Source organism: Leptospira wolffii serovar Khorat str. Khorat-H2 (assembly GCF_000306115.2).
Lineage (GTDB): Bacteria > Spirochaetota > Leptospiria > Leptospirales > Leptospiraceae > Leptospira_B > Leptospira_B wolffii.
This window is the reverse complement of record NZ_AKWX02000007.1, coordinates 898324-913388: the sequence shown is the minus strand read 5'-3', so window position 1 is coordinate 913388 and position 15065 is coordinate 898324. Positions and strand designations below refer to the sequence as shown.

The 15065-nt window shown below is 46.7% G+C and carries 19 protein-coding genes; 1 reads left to right on the top strand and 18 read right to left on the bottom strand.

Going from position 1 to position 15065, the window contains the following annotated elements:
- Positions 1-3 precede the first annotated feature (3 nt).
- The 7 genes from gspG to LEP1GSC061_RS08455 form a co-directional block, all read right to left on the bottom strand.
- The gene (gene gspG / locus LEP1GSC061_RS08485) at positions 4-471 is read right to left on the bottom strand and encodes a type II secretion system major pseudopilin GspG (RefSeq protein WP_016545096.1); all 468 of its coding nucleotides are present in this window, start codon (positions 469-471) and stop codon (positions 4-6) included.
- Positions 472-495: 24 nt separating this feature from the next.
- Positions 496-1722, bottom strand: coding sequence for a type II secretion system F family protein (locus LEP1GSC061_RS08480; protein ID WP_016544965.1), 1227 nt, complete (start codon positions 1720-1722; stop codon positions 496-498).
- A 9-nt stretch (positions 1723-1731) separates the two neighbouring features.
- The gene (gspE, locus tag LEP1GSC061_RS08475; RefSeq protein ID WP_016544375.1) at positions 1732-3405 is read right to left on the bottom strand and encodes a type II secretion system ATPase GspE; all 1674 of its coding nucleotides are present in this window, start codon (positions 3403-3405) and stop codon (positions 1732-1734) included.
- 6 nt (positions 3406-3411) lie between these two features.
- Positions 3412-5199 (bottom strand): type II secretion system secretin GspD, encoded by a 1788-nt coding sequence (gene gspD / locus LEP1GSC061_RS08470; RefSeq protein WP_016544296.1) that lies wholly within the window; start codon positions 5197-5199, stop codon positions 3412-3414.
- A 7-nt stretch (positions 5200-5206) separates the two neighbouring features.
- Positions 5207-6103, bottom strand: coding sequence for a type IV pilus biogenesis (locus LEP1GSC061_RS08465; protein ID WP_016544623.1), 897 nt, complete (start codon positions 6101-6103; stop codon positions 5207-5209).
- Positions 6104-6186: 83 nt separating this feature from the next.
- Complete coding sequence (locus tag LEP1GSC061_RS08460) at positions 6187-7200, bottom strand: M23 family metallopeptidase (protein WP_040508144.1); 1014 nt, start codon at positions 7198-7200, stop codon at positions 6187-6189.
- Positions 7169-7534, bottom strand: coding sequence for a type II secretion system-associated lipoprotein (locus tag LEP1GSC061_RS08455; RefSeq protein ID WP_040508143.1), 366 nt, complete (start codon positions 7532-7534; stop codon positions 7169-7171). The genes LEP1GSC061_RS08460 and LEP1GSC061_RS08455 overlap by 32 nt, the downstream gene beginning before the upstream one ends.
- Positions 7535-7624: 90 nt before the next feature.
- On the opposite strand from LEP1GSC061_RS08455, the gene LEP1GSC061_RS08450 reads away from it, so the two are divergent.
- A complete protein-coding gene (locus tag LEP1GSC061_RS08450) occupies positions 7625-9160 on the top strand; it encodes a YifB family Mg chelatase-like AAA ATPase (RefSeq protein ID WP_016544867.1) in 1536 nt (511 codons plus the stop codon).
- Positions 9161-9192: 32 nt separating this feature from the next.
- Here the strand turns inward: LEP1GSC061_RS08450 and LEP1GSC061_RS08445 are convergent, their stop codons facing one another.
- The 11 genes from LEP1GSC061_RS08445 to rpsP all read right to left on the bottom strand — a co-directional run bounded on the left by LEP1GSC061_RS08445 (position 9193) and on the right by rpsP (position 15036).
- Positions 9193-9390, bottom strand: coding sequence for a hypothetical protein (locus tag LEP1GSC061_RS08445; protein ID WP_016544752.1), 198 nt, complete (start codon positions 9388-9390; stop codon positions 9193-9195).
- 94 nt (positions 9391-9484) lie between these two features.
- Positions 9485-9841 (bottom strand): YraN family protein, encoded by a 357-nt coding sequence (locus tag LEP1GSC061_RS08440; protein ID WP_016544577.1) that lies wholly within the window; start codon positions 9839-9841, stop codon positions 9485-9487.
- A gap of 42 nt (positions 9842-9883) precedes the next feature.
- Positions 9884-11068, bottom strand: a complete 1185-nt coding sequence (locus LEP1GSC061_RS08435) for an HD domain-containing phosphohydrolase (protein WP_016544459.1) — start codon at positions 11066-11068, stop codon at positions 9884-9886.
- Entirely contained in the window at positions 11065-11346 is a 282-nt protein-coding gene (locus tag LEP1GSC061_RS08430; protein ID WP_040508142.1) for an EscU/YscU/HrcU family type III secretion system export apparatus switch protein, read from the bottom strand. The genes LEP1GSC061_RS08435 and LEP1GSC061_RS08430 overlap by 4 nt, the downstream gene beginning before the upstream one ends.
- Positions 11334-12137: a hypothetical protein gene (locus tag LEP1GSC061_RS08425; RefSeq protein ID WP_016544179.1), complete on the bottom strand. Its 804-nt coding sequence runs from the start codon at positions 12135-12137 to the stop codon at positions 11334-11336. The genes LEP1GSC061_RS08430 and LEP1GSC061_RS08425 overlap by 13 nt, the downstream gene beginning before the upstream one ends.
- Positions 12100-12798, bottom strand: a complete 699-nt coding sequence (locus LEP1GSC061_RS08420) for a ribonuclease HII (protein WP_016544808.1) — start codon at positions 12796-12798, stop codon at positions 12100-12102. Before LEP1GSC061_RS08420 ends, LEP1GSC061_RS08425 begins: the two co-directional genes overlap by 38 nt.
- Positions 12799-12945: 147 nt before the next feature.
- On the bottom strand, positions 12946-13374 hold the full coding sequence (rplS, locus tag LEP1GSC061_RS08415) for a 50S ribosomal protein L19 (protein WP_016544183.1): 429 nt from the start codon (positions 13372-13374) through the stop codon (positions 12946-12948).
- Positions 13371-14039, bottom strand: a complete 669-nt coding sequence (gene trmD / locus LEP1GSC061_RS08410) for a tRNA (guanosine(37)-N1)-methyltransferase TrmD (RefSeq protein WP_016544991.1) — start codon at positions 14037-14039, stop codon at positions 13371-13373. The genes rplS and trmD overlap by 4 nt, the downstream gene beginning before the upstream one ends.
- Positions 14029-14547, bottom strand: a complete 519-nt coding sequence (gene rimM, locus LEP1GSC061_RS08405; protein ID WP_040508141.1) for a ribosome maturation factor RimM — start codon at positions 14545-14547, stop codon at positions 14029-14031. Before rimM ends, trmD begins: the two co-directional genes overlap by 11 nt.
- The gene (locus tag LEP1GSC061_RS08400; RefSeq protein WP_016544305.1) at positions 14540-14770 is read right to left on the bottom strand and encodes a KH domain-containing protein; all 231 of its coding nucleotides are present in this window, start codon (positions 14768-14770) and stop codon (positions 14540-14542) included. Before LEP1GSC061_RS08400 ends, rimM begins: the two co-directional genes overlap by 8 nt.
- Positions 14770-15036 carry a 30S ribosomal protein S16 gene (gene rpsP / locus LEP1GSC061_RS08395; RefSeq protein WP_016544449.1) on the bottom strand — a complete coding sequence of 89 codons (267 nt, stop codon included), beginning with the start codon at positions 15034-15036 and terminating at the stop codon, positions 14770-14772. Before rpsP ends, LEP1GSC061_RS08400 begins: the two co-directional genes overlap by 1 nt.
- Positions 15037-15065: the final 29 nt, after the last annotated feature.

Genomic DNA, 15065 nt, shown 5'->3' with positions numbered 1-15065 from the left:
AGATTATTTTTTAGCGAATTGAGGCGGATAATCCTCGTCTTTCAGGATGTCAAAGTCGGTGTTTTCACCCTCTCCTCCTTCCTGTCCGTCTCTTCCATAAGTGAAGATTTGGATCTCTCCGGAATTGTCGAATCGTAGTTTATACGGATTCTTCCAAGGATCCTTGAGTGCGTCCTTACTGTTTACCATCGGTCTCCAATCTTCCGGAACGTCTCCGGTGGTCGGCTTTTCCGCCAAAGCTTCGAGGCCTTGGTCTTCGGTGGGATAATTTCCGAATTTTTGGGAATATCTCTCCAAGTTCATTCTGAGTTCTTGCTTATCCTTGCGAAGCTTGAGGGCCGCAGTGTCGTTGTTCACTCCGGTGATATCGATATTGACGATGATGATCGCCATCAAAGCGCCTAAAATGGCGACTACGATCGCTAGTTCGATCAGGGTAAATCCTTGTCTTCGTTTCTTTCCCGTTTTCAAAGTCGGTGCTCCTTTGTATTGATTTTATATGCCTTGTAGGTTTTGGGTCAAGCTGAACATCGGAACGATGATAGCCGCCATGATAATTCCGATCGCAAAACCCATGAAAACCAACATAAGAGGTTCTATGGCCTGGGTCGCAGCTTTAAGAGAAGTATCCACTTCCGAATCGTAGATTTCCGCCAATTTGTTCATCATTTCCGGGACTCTATCCGAGGCTTCTCCTGCGGACATCATCCCCAAAACCATTTGGGGGAGAATCTCGGAACTTAAGAAAGAAGAGGACAATTTCTCCCCTTCCCTGATTCTACCCGCGGCGTTTCGGATTTCCTCGCCGAAAACGGAATGGTCCACGATTTGTTCCACGATTTGTAAGGATACGATCAGAGGAACCCGATTCGTTAGAAGAATTCCCAAATTACGCGCGAAATTGGAGATGAGAACTTTTTTGGCAAGAGTCCTTACGATCGGAATTTTTAGGACGAACCTCTCCCACTTTTCTTTTCCCTCCGGAGTTCCCTTATAAAAGAAGAACCCGATGACCACGGCAAAGATCGCCGGGAAAAGTAGGAACCAGTATCCGGTGATGAGCTTAGAACTTCCGATCACGATTCTTGTGATGAGAGGCAGGGTCGCATTGAATTCCACGAATAAATGTTCTATTTGAGGAACTACGGTCGTGAGTAGAAATATGATTACGAGTTGTAGAAGAATGAAGATGATCGAAGGATAGACTAATGCGGTCGTCACTTTGGAGCGGAGCTCTATATTCTTGTCCTCCATTTCCGAAAGACGAATGAGGGCCGTCTCGTAATCCCCAGTTCTTTCTCCCACCGAAACCAAAGAAGGATACTGGTTCGGAAAAACGTCCGGATGTTTTCTCATCGCATCCGAAAGGGAAATACCTTCTGTGATATCCGCCTGCATTGCGACCACGACTTTTCGAAATACTTCATGGTCGGTCTGCTCTACTATATTCGAGAGGGATTTATCCAGAGGAATTCCGGCGCCTAGCAATGTTCCCAATTGTCTGCAAAACATTCCGATGACCTTGCGCGGAACCCGATACAAAAGCTTGGCTAAAAACGGAAATAGTTCCCTATCCTTACGCTCTGCATCCTCGGAAATTTGTCGGACATAGAGTCCCTTAGATTTCAGCTTGGTCCGTGCGGATTGGATATTAGGAGCGTCGATAATCCCCTTTTCTTCCTTTCCCTTCTTATTGAAGGCGATATATGTGAATAGAGCCATGTCCCGAAATTAAGTGACCCTCAGGACTTCGTCCGGAGTCGTGATCCCGTCGATCACCTTACGAATTCCGTAATCTCTCATCGTTTCGAATCCGTTCTCTAAAGCGATCTCGTTGATTCTGTTCGTGTCCTGTCCCGCAAGAATCGCTCCCTTGATCGGGTTGTTGATGATAAGAAGTTCGTAGATTCCGGTCCTGCCCTTGAATCCGGTTCCCATACAATGATTGCAACCCTCTCCCTTATGCAATACTCCGCCCTTGAGTTGCTTTTTGGAAATTCCTAAGGACTCCAATTCCTCCGCGCTGGGTTTATATGTAACTTTACATTTTTCGCAAATAGTTCTCACCAGACGCTGGGCCATGAAGCCTAGCACGGTGGACGTGATCAGGTAAGGCTCGATTCCCATATCTATAAGACGGGTCGCAGCGGATGCTGCGTCGTTGGTGTGCAATGTGGAGAATACCAAGTGACCGGTCAAGGAGGCCTGGATTGCGATCCTAGCGGTTTCCTCGTCCCTGATCTCCCCCACCATGATCACGTCCGGGTCCTGGCGAAGAATGGCCCGAAGTCCTGTCGCGAAAGTGAGTCCGATTTTCTCCTGCATCTGCATCTGGGAAACGCCTTCTATCTGGTATTCCACCGGGTCTTCGCAGGTGATGATGTTTCTTTCTTCCGTATTCAATTCGCTCAATGCGGAATAAAGTGTGGTCGATTTTCCGGATCCGGTAGGTCCCGTGACTAGTACGATTCCGTGGGGCTCGTAGATTAAGGTACGAAGCGTTTTGATTAGGTCCGGATAAAAGCCCATCGTGTCTAGGGAGTATTTCTGGTCGGTCTTATTGAGAAGACGCATCACGATACGTTCTCCGAATTGGCAAGGGATCGTGGATACGCGGATGTCCACATCCTTTCCGGCCAATCTCAATTTGATCCGTCCGTCCTGAGGCAATCGGTTCTCGGCGATATTCAGGTTGGACATGATTTTGATACGAGAAGTGATCCCAGCGTGGTAGGACTTAGGAGGAGTTAGAACGTTATGCAGAATACCGTCTATCCTGTAACGAACCACCAGGCTTTTTTCGTAAGGCTCTACGTGTATATCCGAAGCTCTCTCGTTCACCGCTTGGGAGAGGATGACGTTTACCATTTTGATGATGGGCGCGTCGTCTGATAAGTCTATAGTCTCGTTATCGAAACCTTCCGCCAGTTCGGAGAAACTTCCCTCCATCTCGTTCAAAAGATCCTTGGCCGCGGCGGAGGTGGTGTCGAACTGGGAGTGGATGATTCTCATGATCTCCGGTTCCGGAGCGAGAATGAATTCTACTTTAAATTCTCTTAAATTAGCACGGACATCGTCCATGGGATGGAGATCCGTAGGATCTGAGACAGCTACTCGGACCGTCTTCTTGGCAAGTTCGAAAGGGACAAGCCTGCTTTTTTGGATAAGCTTGAGAGGAATGCGATCGTAAATCTCTTCCATTCCCTTGAAATCTATTTTTTCCCGGAATTCCATCCGGTAGAGACGAGCCATCGCCTTTAAGACGTCTATCTCTCCGGCGATCCCTTTTTTTTGCAGAATATGACCTAGGGGAAGATGGTTCTTCTTCTGGAGCTTAAGGGATTCCTCCAGATCTTTTTCAGAAATGACTCCGTCCTCGACGAGTATATCTCCTAGGGTCTTCACTTTGGATTATTCTCCGCGTTCCTTGATCGTTGCTTCCTTGTTCAGAACTCTTTCTCTTTCGATCTCGTATCTTTCCTGTTGGAGCTTCTTTTTGACCGTCATTTTATCGGCCAATTCGCGGTTGTCCAGGATATGAGGAGTGATAAAGACCATCAAATTGGTCTTTTTTAATTGTTCCGTGGTTCTACGGAAGATCCAACCCAGATAAGGAATATCTCCCAGAAGAGGGATCTTAATGAGACGCTTTTGTTTATCGTTGGAGATGAGTCCTCCGATAACGATGGTCTGCTTATTATCTATGGTAATCGTGGTCTTGACTTCCCTTCTATTGAAGGTAGGGTTACCTCCCGCCAACGCGATGGAGGCGATATTCTTGATCTCTTGTAATAGATCCAACGTGATCTTATTATTCTTATTCACATGGGGAGTGAATTTCAGTTTGATACCTGTGGGTCGATATTCGTAGTTATCCACGGTAACGGCGTTCGCGCCGCCTAATCCCGCGTTTCTACTTTGGGTTCTTACCGGAACATCCTGACCCACGTTGATCTCCGCTTCTTGGTTATCCAAAGTGAGAACCTGCGGAGCGGAAAGGACGTTAAAATTCTCATTCCCTTGATTGGCACTTAAGATTCCTAAAATCTGTTGAGCACCGGCCTGCACGAATCCTAAGGAGAAGCCGGATAATGTGTTCAGGTTCGGATTGATCCTACCGCTAGAGTTGATGATATTTCCTTCTTTGGCAAGCCCTGAGTTAAATTGGCTATAAGGTCCTTGGCCTTGGAATCTCCAGTCTATACCGAAATCGTTCGTATCCGTGGAGGAGAGCTCTACGATCAACACTTCCAATAAGACTTGTTTTCTCGCAGAATCTAAAACACGGATGATCTTACGGATCTCGTTCCATTCCGCTTCCGTTGCGGTTACTATGACGGAGTTGGATTCCTTGTGGGAGACCGCTTTGATCTTTTCCACTTTGGGAGCCGGAGGTGGAGGAGCACCCGGTGCTCCGCTCGGAGTGGGAACGTCTCCCACTATCGGATTGTCCAGCTTGATGAGAGTAGCTGCGATTTTCTCAGCTTCGCTGTATTCCAAAGTATAAATATGTACGTCGCCTGCGGAAGAGACGGATCCCGGACCTGCTTCGTCCGGCTTGATATCCAATTCGTTTACGAGGGTCAAAAGCTTATTGATGTCGGCGGTGGAACCGGAGAGGACGATGGTGTTCGTATTTCTGTAAACGATAACATCCGTATTCGGAGAAGTTAATCTTTTTAGAATGGGTTCCAATTCCTCCGGCTTTACGTTTTCCACAGGAATGATTTGAGTGATGATTCTATTGTCCAGAGCCTCGTTATCCGGAATCGGCTCTTTTCCCACTCTAACATAAGGAGAACGAGCCAGAGCGTCCTTTAACTTTACGATCGTGATCAGGTCTGCTTCTTCCACCACGGCGAATCCCATGGACTCGAGTACCGCCTTCATGAAAGGGAACGCGTTCTTAACAGGGATCTCCTTTTGGGAGATGATGGTGATTTTTTTGCCTTTTAGGCTTTCGTCCAAGAGAATGTTTTTACGGAGGATTGCGCTCATCCCCTTTAAGAAATCGTTAAGCTCGGTGTCTCTCCAGTTTGCGAAGAATGTACGCTCTTTCGTATCTTCCGCGGCCGGGGTCGTACTTCTCTTACCTTTTTTCGTATTTTGGGAATATACACCCTCATTCACCGAAAGCAGAAGTAAAACCGCGAAAGTCGCATTTCTAAGATAAAGGGATTTGAATTCTCTTTTGCGCATCTATTCTTCAGTTCCGGATAATAAATTCATAGGTCAGGATCTTTCCGCCTCTGTCTACGTCTACAGAGACTTTATCGGTCGTTTTAATGGAATTCCACATTTCTAACATTTTTACGGTATCGTTGAGAGGCATACCGTTGACCCGGCGAATTACGTCTCCGTTCCGGGCGCCTAAGGAATAAAATATATGCTCATTTCCGATGCTATAGATTTTGTAGCCGGTAATCGCGTTGTTTTCCATAAATGGGCCAAATCTGGCGTTCTTGTAGATTGCGGTTGGATCCGCCAGCTTTCTATTTACGTCCTGTCTGGAAAGAATCTTACGTACTGCGTCCCCCGAACCTGCCGGTACAGGTCCTTGGGCGGCGGCTCCTAATTTCGCTCTAGCTTCTCCAGGGGTCTGACCGATTTCGACCTTGAGGGAAGAGCCTCCTTTTTCCAAGACCACATGGGTGAGATTGATCGCCTTGACCTTATAGCCCGCTATGGTTTCGCCGGTTGCGAATTCTTCCGCGTTTTGTTTTCCTTTTTCTAATATGGTAACTCTAGCAAAACTCCAGTGCCCGCTTAGGGTACCAGTGATCCGCATCTCCTCCCCTTCTCCTGTGTCAGGAGGAGCCGGGTTCCCGTCCGCTCCCAAAGCGGTTTCTCCCGGAGGAGGAGCAAGACTACCTCGGAAAAAATTTCCGGTTACGAGTTCCTTATAGGATTCTATGGAAACGATGGGAGTCGAAACGGGTCTTCTTGCATAGGCGGTTCCCGAGGCGCTTGTTTGAACGTCGGGGGTAAGAAAAAGCAAGAGTACTCCTCTGCAAAGATAGGCCAAGGATAGTGAGAATAGCACCACAATGGGAATCAATGCCAGGAAAGTATGCTTTCTTAATTCTATGAAAAACGCGTTCATTGCCGCCTTTTATAACCGCCCTTAAAATCCGATAAAAAAGCCGTTCCCGAAATTTCTTGCGAGAAGACTTAGAACTTCGAATTCTAAATTTTAGCTACCTTTCCGGTATCTAGATTGGTTACGATTTTTAAGGTTTTTCTGAGCGCCGCTTCTGGATTGATTCTCTTTTCGTTGTAAAATACTTCGAAGTGAAGATGGGAACCCGTGGCGGAACCGGTACGACCTACTGCCCCTATGACCGTTCCCGCTTTTACTTTTGTTCCCACTTCCACCGTAATTTTTGCACAGTGGGCATACATGGTTTTATAGCCGTTTCCATGATCCACGATTACCGAATTTCCGTATCCGCCGTTGACTCCGGCAAAACTAACCACTCCGTCGGCGGAGGCAAGGATAGGAGCTCCCTGGGGACCGGCTAAATCGATTCCAGTATGATAACCCCCTCCTCCCGTATGGAACGGGTCTTTTCTTTTGCCGAAGCGGGAGGATACCCGAGCATTCAATACTGGAGTCAGAAATACCCTTCTGAATTCGATTTTTTGGCGGGATGCGTTAGCTACCTTTACGGGAACGCTAAGACTTTGTCCCACTTTCAGCACGGAACCCTTTTTTAAACCGTTGGCTTCCGTGATCTTAGAAGCGGTGGTCTTTAAAGACTTTGCGATTCTAAAAAGCGTGTCCTTAGGTTTTACGACATAGGATTTCAAAACGATACCGCTTTGATTCACGATTTTGGAAGAAATGATCGGGTTGATGCTGATAAAGGAAGGCAATTCCAAATTGGACTTGTCTTTATTATAACTTAAGGAGGAGAACTTATCCGCTTCCCATTCTTCCGGAGATTGGGAGAATAATTGCTTAATCTTACGCTCTTCCTTGTCAGTGAAGAAGGAAGAATCCTTATTAGCATAGTCGCTAATTGCAGAATCATAGTTTTTGAGCGGATCGGCCGACAACGATGAGGTAAGCATGGCAGAGATAATGGGAAGGCAAAGAATCGTCCGTTTCACGTATTTAATATCGGTCGGGTCGGGATGCCTTCTTGAACCGGGGAGTCTAGGACGTTTACTTTTTCTTTTTATATTCCGTGAGCTCATTTTCAACAATCTTATCCAAATCCTCGATATTGATGGCTTTCTTCTCGAAATCGTCGTTTACCTGATAGGCAATCAACCTACCGATCGCGTGTTCCCTTTTCTGGTCGGCGGGGTAACACTTGATTTTAATGAGCGACGGAGTCGATTCCACATAGATTCGCACTAGCATTCCCTTGCGGAAGGTCTCGGAGGTGGACACTTTGGTGTCCTTTTTCAGAGAATAGACCTTGTCCTGGTAATGCGCGTTGATATCCAACAATTTGTCCTGCTTAATCAATCTGGCTGCACATTGAATCGTCAATAGAGTCAGTAAAAAAGCCGGCAATCGCACCATTTCAGGCAAAGGATATTCGGGGACCGAAGAGGATAAACTAGTTTTTAAAAAAAAGCGCGCGGAAGTCCTTTTCGAGGAATCGAGACCTGCATGGAAACATTAAAACTAGTTCGACTCCAAGGTGCCTCTCTGGAAGGAATCCGGGCCTTCCCCGTTTCCGTTGAAATCAATATGAAACGCGGGATTCCCAGGTTCGCGATTACGGGACTCGCGACGACCGCAATCAAGGAATCGGCCGACAGAATCCGGATCGCCGTCGAAAACAGCGGTTTCGATTACTCCCTTTTGAATATTCTAGTGCATCTTGCCCCTGCCGGCAGAAAAAAAGAAGGAACCTATTTGGATCTTCCCATAGCCGCGGGAATTCTTTCTCTTACCGGCCAGCTCCCGTATCCGGCGAAGCTGGAAAAATTCCTTTTACTAGGAGAACTAGGACTCGACGGAAGCCTCAAGCCATTGAGAGGAATTCTTCCGATTCTTATGTCGGTCGGAAATTCGGAATATTCTCAAGTGGTCGTTCCTTACGAAAATAGAGAGGAGGCGTCCGTTCTGGGACAATTCTCCGTATTTCCCATATCCCATTTGAGAGATTTGGTCCCGTTATTGAAGGGAGGAATTTCGCCCGAACCGAAAGGAAGGATCCGAATGAAACCGGAAGTCTATCCCTGGAAGGCGGAATTTTATAGGAGCCAACTTCCTGCCGTTCGGGCGGTGCAAATCGCGAGTGCGGGCTTTCACCATTGTCTCCTTTCAGGTTCTCCGGGAACGGGAAAAACGATGCTTTCCAAATTGGCGTATTCTTTTTTGCCTCCAATCGGAGAATCGGAAGGAGTGGAACTCTTAGCTCTTCGTTCCTTCGGAGAATTGCTTTGCGATACGGAAGTAGAGAGGCCTTTTCGGAGTCCCCACCATACCGCTTCGGATATTTCTCTAGTGGGAGGTTCCAGTAATTTAAAAATGGGAGAAGTTTCCTTGGCTTCTCACGGAATTCTTTTCTTAGACGAACTTTCCGAATTCCAATCCAGAACGCTGCAAGCTCTGAGAGAACCTATGGAAGAAGGAAAGATCACGGTCTCTCGGATCACAGGATCCGTCACCCACCCTGCCCCGTTCCTTCTTATGGCGGCTACTAACCCCTGTCCTTGCGGATATTTCGAATCCGGATTTAGGCCATGCATATGTTCTCCTTCTACGGTGAAAAAATACCAGGCTCCTTTTACGGGACCTTTTTGGGACCGAGTGGAAATCTTCTGCCAATTGCGCGTCTCGGGCGATCCGGATCAGAGAAAAGTGTCCGTAGACTTGAAAAAGATCCGGGACTCCGTGACCAAGGCGGCAGAGATCCAAAGAGAAAGACTTTGGAGAAGAACCGGAAAATTGTATAACGGAAGACTTCGGGGCGACGAGGTGGAGGCTTGTATTCCCCTCTCGAAGGAACTTTCCGATTTCCTAAACGAGTCGGCTTCTAAATTGAGGTTCAGTATTCGCAAGTCTTCCCAATGGAGAAAGGTGGCGAGAACGATTGCGGATTTGGAAGGTAGCGGAGAGATTTTGGAGAGGCACTTAGAGGAGGCCCTTGTTTTCCTGAATTCCGGATGGTCTCCGGAAAACAGGGCCGTAGCCTAAGCTTCGTTCTTTCGACGGTTTTATTTTTGTGGTTACTTTGACAGGAAGTGCGAGAGCTCCATAGCGATCTTATCGATGGCGAAATCAATATAGTTTTCGTCCTCGATCTTCTTCTTGTAGTCCTCGAACTTCCGCTTTTTGATCGGAACTCCTCGTTTTCTCAGGATCACAGGATCGGGGCCGAAAGGATCGGTCCCGGCCAAGTTGCCGAGAATTTGGATGCTTTTCATAGTTACTTCCTTGTAACGATTTAAGGTCCTCATCCTTGAGAACCCGCAGACAATTCGAAAATCGACCCGTTCCGGGAAACGCTTAACGAAGCTTTTAGAATAGATTTAGATAAAAATTCAGTTCCCTTTTTTCACCCACAGAGACTAGGCAAAAAGAGACAAAATAGTTTTGAAGAGAACGATCTCTGCGCAAATAATCCGCGGCTGCCGCTCTCATCCTTTTGATTTTCTTAGGGGTAAACGTCTCCAGGGGGTCCGAGTATCCGGGAGAGGTCCAATGCTTCACTTCGATAAAATGAATAGTTTCCTCTTTTAAGGCGATTATGTCGATTTCTCCGATCCGGATTCTATGATTTCTGGCAAGAATGCTATACCCGTTTTTTAAAAGGAAATCCGCCGCAAGATTTTCTCCGGTGATCCCCGCTTCTCGCTTGGAACGATCTTTTTCCATACGAAAAGCCGGTTCCGGCGCCGGGAGGTTTGCGTGAAATTTTTATTTATTCGCGGTGGCTTCGATCAGATCTAAGGCCTTGACGATGAATAAATGATTCTCCTTTACTAAGTCCACGAGAATCAGATTTCTAACGTAGGTTCCATATTCGTCTTTTATAATACGAATGGAGGGGCGTAAAGGTTTATCGGGATTGGAACTTAAAACGATTCCCACTCTTTTATCGGAGAGCTCTACGCAGGAACCTACCGGATATAGGGATACTTGGTTCAAAAATGTGCGCACAATCTTTAGGTCGAACTTTCCCACATCCATGCTAATCATGGATTTGATCGCCTCGTGAGGAAGAATCCTTTGGCGATGAGGACGATTGGTAATAAGCGCGGAGAAATTATCCGCGATCGCATAAATTCTCGCGTTTTCCTCGATCGCGACTCCGGCTAATTTCTGAGGATATCCTTTTCCATCGAATCTCTCATGGTGCTGTAGAGCTACGATTGCGAGGCTATTCTTGATCTTGACTTTTTGGGTCAGAATTTGATAGCCGATGATTGTGTGCTTTAGAATGGATTTGTATTCCTCGTCCGTAAGTTGGTCCGTTTTTTCGGAAATCGTAGCGGGAACCTTGGTCATTCCTACATCCGCCACAAGACAGGAAATGGCGAGGTCCAACATCTTGGGTCGGGAAAAATCCAGTAGCTTTCCTATGATCAAAGCATAAAAAGTGGAAGTCGTGATCTGATTATATAGATAATATCCCGGATTATTCATCCCTAAAATGAGATAAGACAGATTGGAATGAGTGCGCACGAAATCAGTGAGAGCCTCTCCTTGCTCCCTTACCGGTCCAAAATCGAATATCTTATCGTCGGCGGCCTTGCGATACACATCCTGAACCACGTTGAAAGTATTCTTAAATAGATTGGAGAACTGGACCTTAATTCTATTTAAATTATCGTAAATTCCTTTTAGGGGAAGAAGGTCCTCGTCCACGATCGTACTGACGATGAAATCCTCTAACTGGGTTTCCAAATGATCGGGATCCACGTCTATGACCAGAATGTCTCCGTGAGTCAGAACTTCCGTAATACCGAAGCGTTTGAGTCTTTCCAAGTCGGAATCGGTGATTGGAGTATTGGACGTGATGAACAGATTTTCCTTATCCAGATAAACCGGTTTGGTGAATCTCATTCCCGCTTTCAGTTCAGATACGTTTAACTTTTTCATTTTTTGCGATCCTTAGGTTCGCTTTCCTCATTCTGGCTCAGTACAAATGCGAATACTCCGGCGACTGCCCGGTATAAATTCTCAGGTATCTCTTTTCCTACTGGTAAAGGAGAAAGAGCATGTGCTAAAGGAGCATCCTCTACCACCGGGACCCCGTGCATTTGCGCGATCCTTGCGATTTTTTCTCCGAGGAGACCTTCTCCGGTCGCAAGTACCACGGGTCCTTGGTTCTTTTCTGGTACGAATTTCAGGGCGATTCCTAATTTCACGCGGTCCATTCCCTCCTTTGTAGAGAGGGTTTCCATTCTATCCGGACTTCCTGGATTCTGATTCCTAAATCTTCCAGGAACTGCTTAAATTTTTTACGATTCCGACCCATATGCAAGTACATTTTAGAACTAGTATAAACTGCGGTTAGGACCAGGTCGGAAGCATCTTCCTTCTTCCAATGAAAGCGATAGAGACTCGGACCGTCTTGGGGAGTTTCCATGAACAGTACGAAAATTTTGTCGGAACCTTCCTGGTCCAGGTAACCTTCCGCTTTCCCCTCTTCCCATTCCCAGTCGAAAATCGGAGTGTCCGGTTTCCATTCTAAAAAAGGAAAATAGCTCTTCAGAAAGGATAGAATCGCATCTTGGGAGGCAGGGCCTTCCTCGTGGGATAAAATTTTCTCTAGTGCTCCTGCGAGTCCTTTTTCTACGGGAGAAAAGACTTCCGACGCGTTCTCGTCATCCGTTAGTTTTCTTTCTTGGATTTTCCACTCGAACGTAGGAGAAGTTTGGTTTCGAACTAAAACTATGCTTTCTCCTGTAAGCAAAGGGGTCTTGGTATCCGCATCCAGCGTTTTTCCTTTCCAAAAGAGCTGAACCCTTCCGTCTCTAGTTCCTTCCTTTACCCAGACTCTAAAAAAAGGCGCTTCTTTGGATTCTCCGTCGAAGAGTTCCGGATTCTTGAATAGGGACGCCGAATCCGCGTAGAAAGAGACCCTATGGGTCTCCGGGAGTCTCTCCGATCGATTCGGTGAGCTTGCCTTATTCGGTTCTATAGGACTGGGAGGAATCGGGAGCATGAAATTTTTTCGTAAAAGATCTTCTGTGGATTCTGGAAATTCCCAGATTGCGAATCGCTTCCTCGTGGGAAGAACTTCCGTATCCCTTATGCGATTCGAAACCGTAACCGGGAAATTTTGCCGCAATCCCCTTCATGAACCGGTCTCTTTTGACCTTGGCTATGATTGAAGCGGCGGCGATGCTTGCGATTCGCGAGTCCCCTTTCTTATAATAATAAGACTGGGAAGCAAGAACTTCCGACTCTTTATAACGGGAAAAGTTATAGTTCCCGTCTATCAAGAGTAGAATCCCTTTCTCTTCTTTTTCTATCGGTCCCGGTATCGCCTTTCTATAACATTTGAGGATTCCTTCCAGGACCGCTCGGTTGATTCCGAATCGATCTATATACGTATGGGATAAGAATGCATGGGAAACCGTTTGGGCGATCTCCAAGATTTCGGAATATAGGGATTCTCGTTTGTTCTCCGAAAGCTTTTTGGAATCGTTCAAACCTTTTAAAACTCTACCTTCTTGGATTTCGTTTAACACTTCCGGGGAGAAGGACACGAGTCCTACCGATAGAGGCCCGGCATAGGGACCTCTTCCGGCCTCGTCGACCCCGCAAGGAATATTATTTTTATATAAGCGGAGTTCTTCCGGTTCAAAGGATGCAGTAGGCAAGGTTGATCATGGCTCCGTGTTGGAGGCTAGGATAAGAATAGAATCTAAATTGGCAATCGATTCGGAGGAAAAGGAAAAGGGAGAAAAAGGAGAGGTAAAATCAGGAAACCGACCGCATATACAAGCGGTCGGTTCTTAGAAGGAATCTTATTGAGCGGGAGTTTCGGCCGGAGCGGCAGCAGCGGCTTCTTCCACAGTTTGGCGCTTTCTGTCTTCAGCGACCAAAATTTTTCCGCCTTTCAACTCGCGGATACGAGCCGATTTTCCGGAACGCTCTCTTAAGAAGAATAGCTTAGAACGACGAACTCGTCCTTTGCGTACTAATTCGATTTTTGCGATTCTTGGTGAGTAAAGAGGAAATACCCTCTCTACGCCCACATCGTAGGAAATCCTACGAACGGTGAAGGACTTTCCGTTTCCGCCGTTGGAGATGGAGATCACCACTCCTTCGTAAACCTGAACCCTTTCCTTACCGGATTCTTGGATCTTGTAGTGGACCTTTACGGTATCCCCGACATTAAAGTTCAGGGTACGATTGGCTTCGGTAGGCAAACCGCCTTTGAGAAGTTCTTTCATAATTTCCTCGTAATATCAGGGTCGACTTTCTTTCGATTGGCATTGCGCCAAGAATCTATCGCCGCGTGGTTTCCGCCCAAGAGTATATCAGGAACCTTCCAGCCATTGTATTCGGAAGGTTTCGTATATTGGGGATATTCAAGAACATCCCTCTCGTTATGAGATTCTTCTTCCAGGCTCTCTCGGTCGCCTAAAAAGCCGGGCAAAAGCCTGGACACAGCGTCTGCGATGCAAAGGCTAGCCAAATCTCCGGCTGAAATTACATAATTTCCAAGGGACAGTTCTATGTCAACAAGATGCTCGGTAACTCGATGATCCACCCCTTCATAATATCCGGATAAGAGTGTGATCGGCTTTTGGAGCCCCGCTAGCTTCTCTGCGACCTTCTGATCGAAGGGAGTTCCGGAAGGAGTGGTCAGGATGACGACCCCTTTTTCCTTGCCTAGAGACTCTAAGGCCAAATGGATTGGCTCCACTTTAAGAAGCATACCCGGCCCTCCTCCGTAAGGAGTGTCGTCCACCTTGAGATGCTTATTATTGGAGAAGTCCCTGAGATGGACTACATTCACGGAGAACACTCCGTTTCGGATCGCCTTCTCTTGCAGTCCCTCCGAAAAATAGGATTCTATCTTGGAAGGGAATAATGTGATGAAATTAAACTTCATTCCAATCTTCCGGGGCCTTGATTTGGATTTTACCCTCTTCTAGAAGGACCTTTCCGATATGCTTTTCCACGTAAGGAACAAGAATCTCGGAGTCCTCTTTTTGAAAGACTAGAATGGAATGTGCCGGATTTTCAATAATATCCGTGAGCACCCAGTCCAATTCTTCTCCCTTTTCGCTCACCGCTTTCAGGCCTTTTAATTCGAAGAGATAGTATTCTTCTCCTTTGGACTTAGGAAAGTAAGAACGTTCTATATATAGATTTCCGCCGGTTAAGGAAGAGGCCGCTTCCGGTGTCGTGATTCCTTCTAATTGCAGATGGATCCGTCCCGACTGGATTTGCACGCGTAGTATTTGGACTTCTTTTGCTTCCCTGCCTGGGAATTCGATACGAGCGGGAACGGGGAATTTCAGTTGGGGGACTGCGCTATCCTGGGCCACTAAACGCAGTAAACCCTTCAGTCCGAAGGGTTTACCTAGTTTGCCGGTTAGGATGCGAGTTTCAGTCAATAATTTCCAAGGAAAAGTTTTTTCCGGCTTTGATGGAGGCTGCCGTTAGAATCGCTCTCAAGGATTTGGCGATACGACCGTTTTTACCGATCACTTTTCCTACGTCTTTGGGGGAAACCCTAAGTTCTAAGACGGTTTGCTCCTCGCCTTCGATCTCGGTCACGGAAATTTCTTCCGGATGATCTACCAGAGAGGTAACGATATAGCGAATCAGATCTTCCATTACTTCTTCACTGATTGCTTGAATTCCGCCCAGATTCCCTCGTTTTTAATAAGGTTCAGAACGGTTCCGGTAGGTTGAGCGCCTTTTCCGAGCCAGGAAAGAATCTTTTCCTTGTTCAGAGTGGTCTGCCCTTTGAGTTCCGCCGGATGGTAATGTCCCAGAATATCGATGAATTTACCGTCTCTAGGGGATCTGCTATCAGCAGCCACTACGCGGTAGTGAGCGTTATTCTTGGCACCGGTTCTTTGTAGTCTGATCTTAACCAAAGTAAAATTCCTTCGTATCGATTACGATA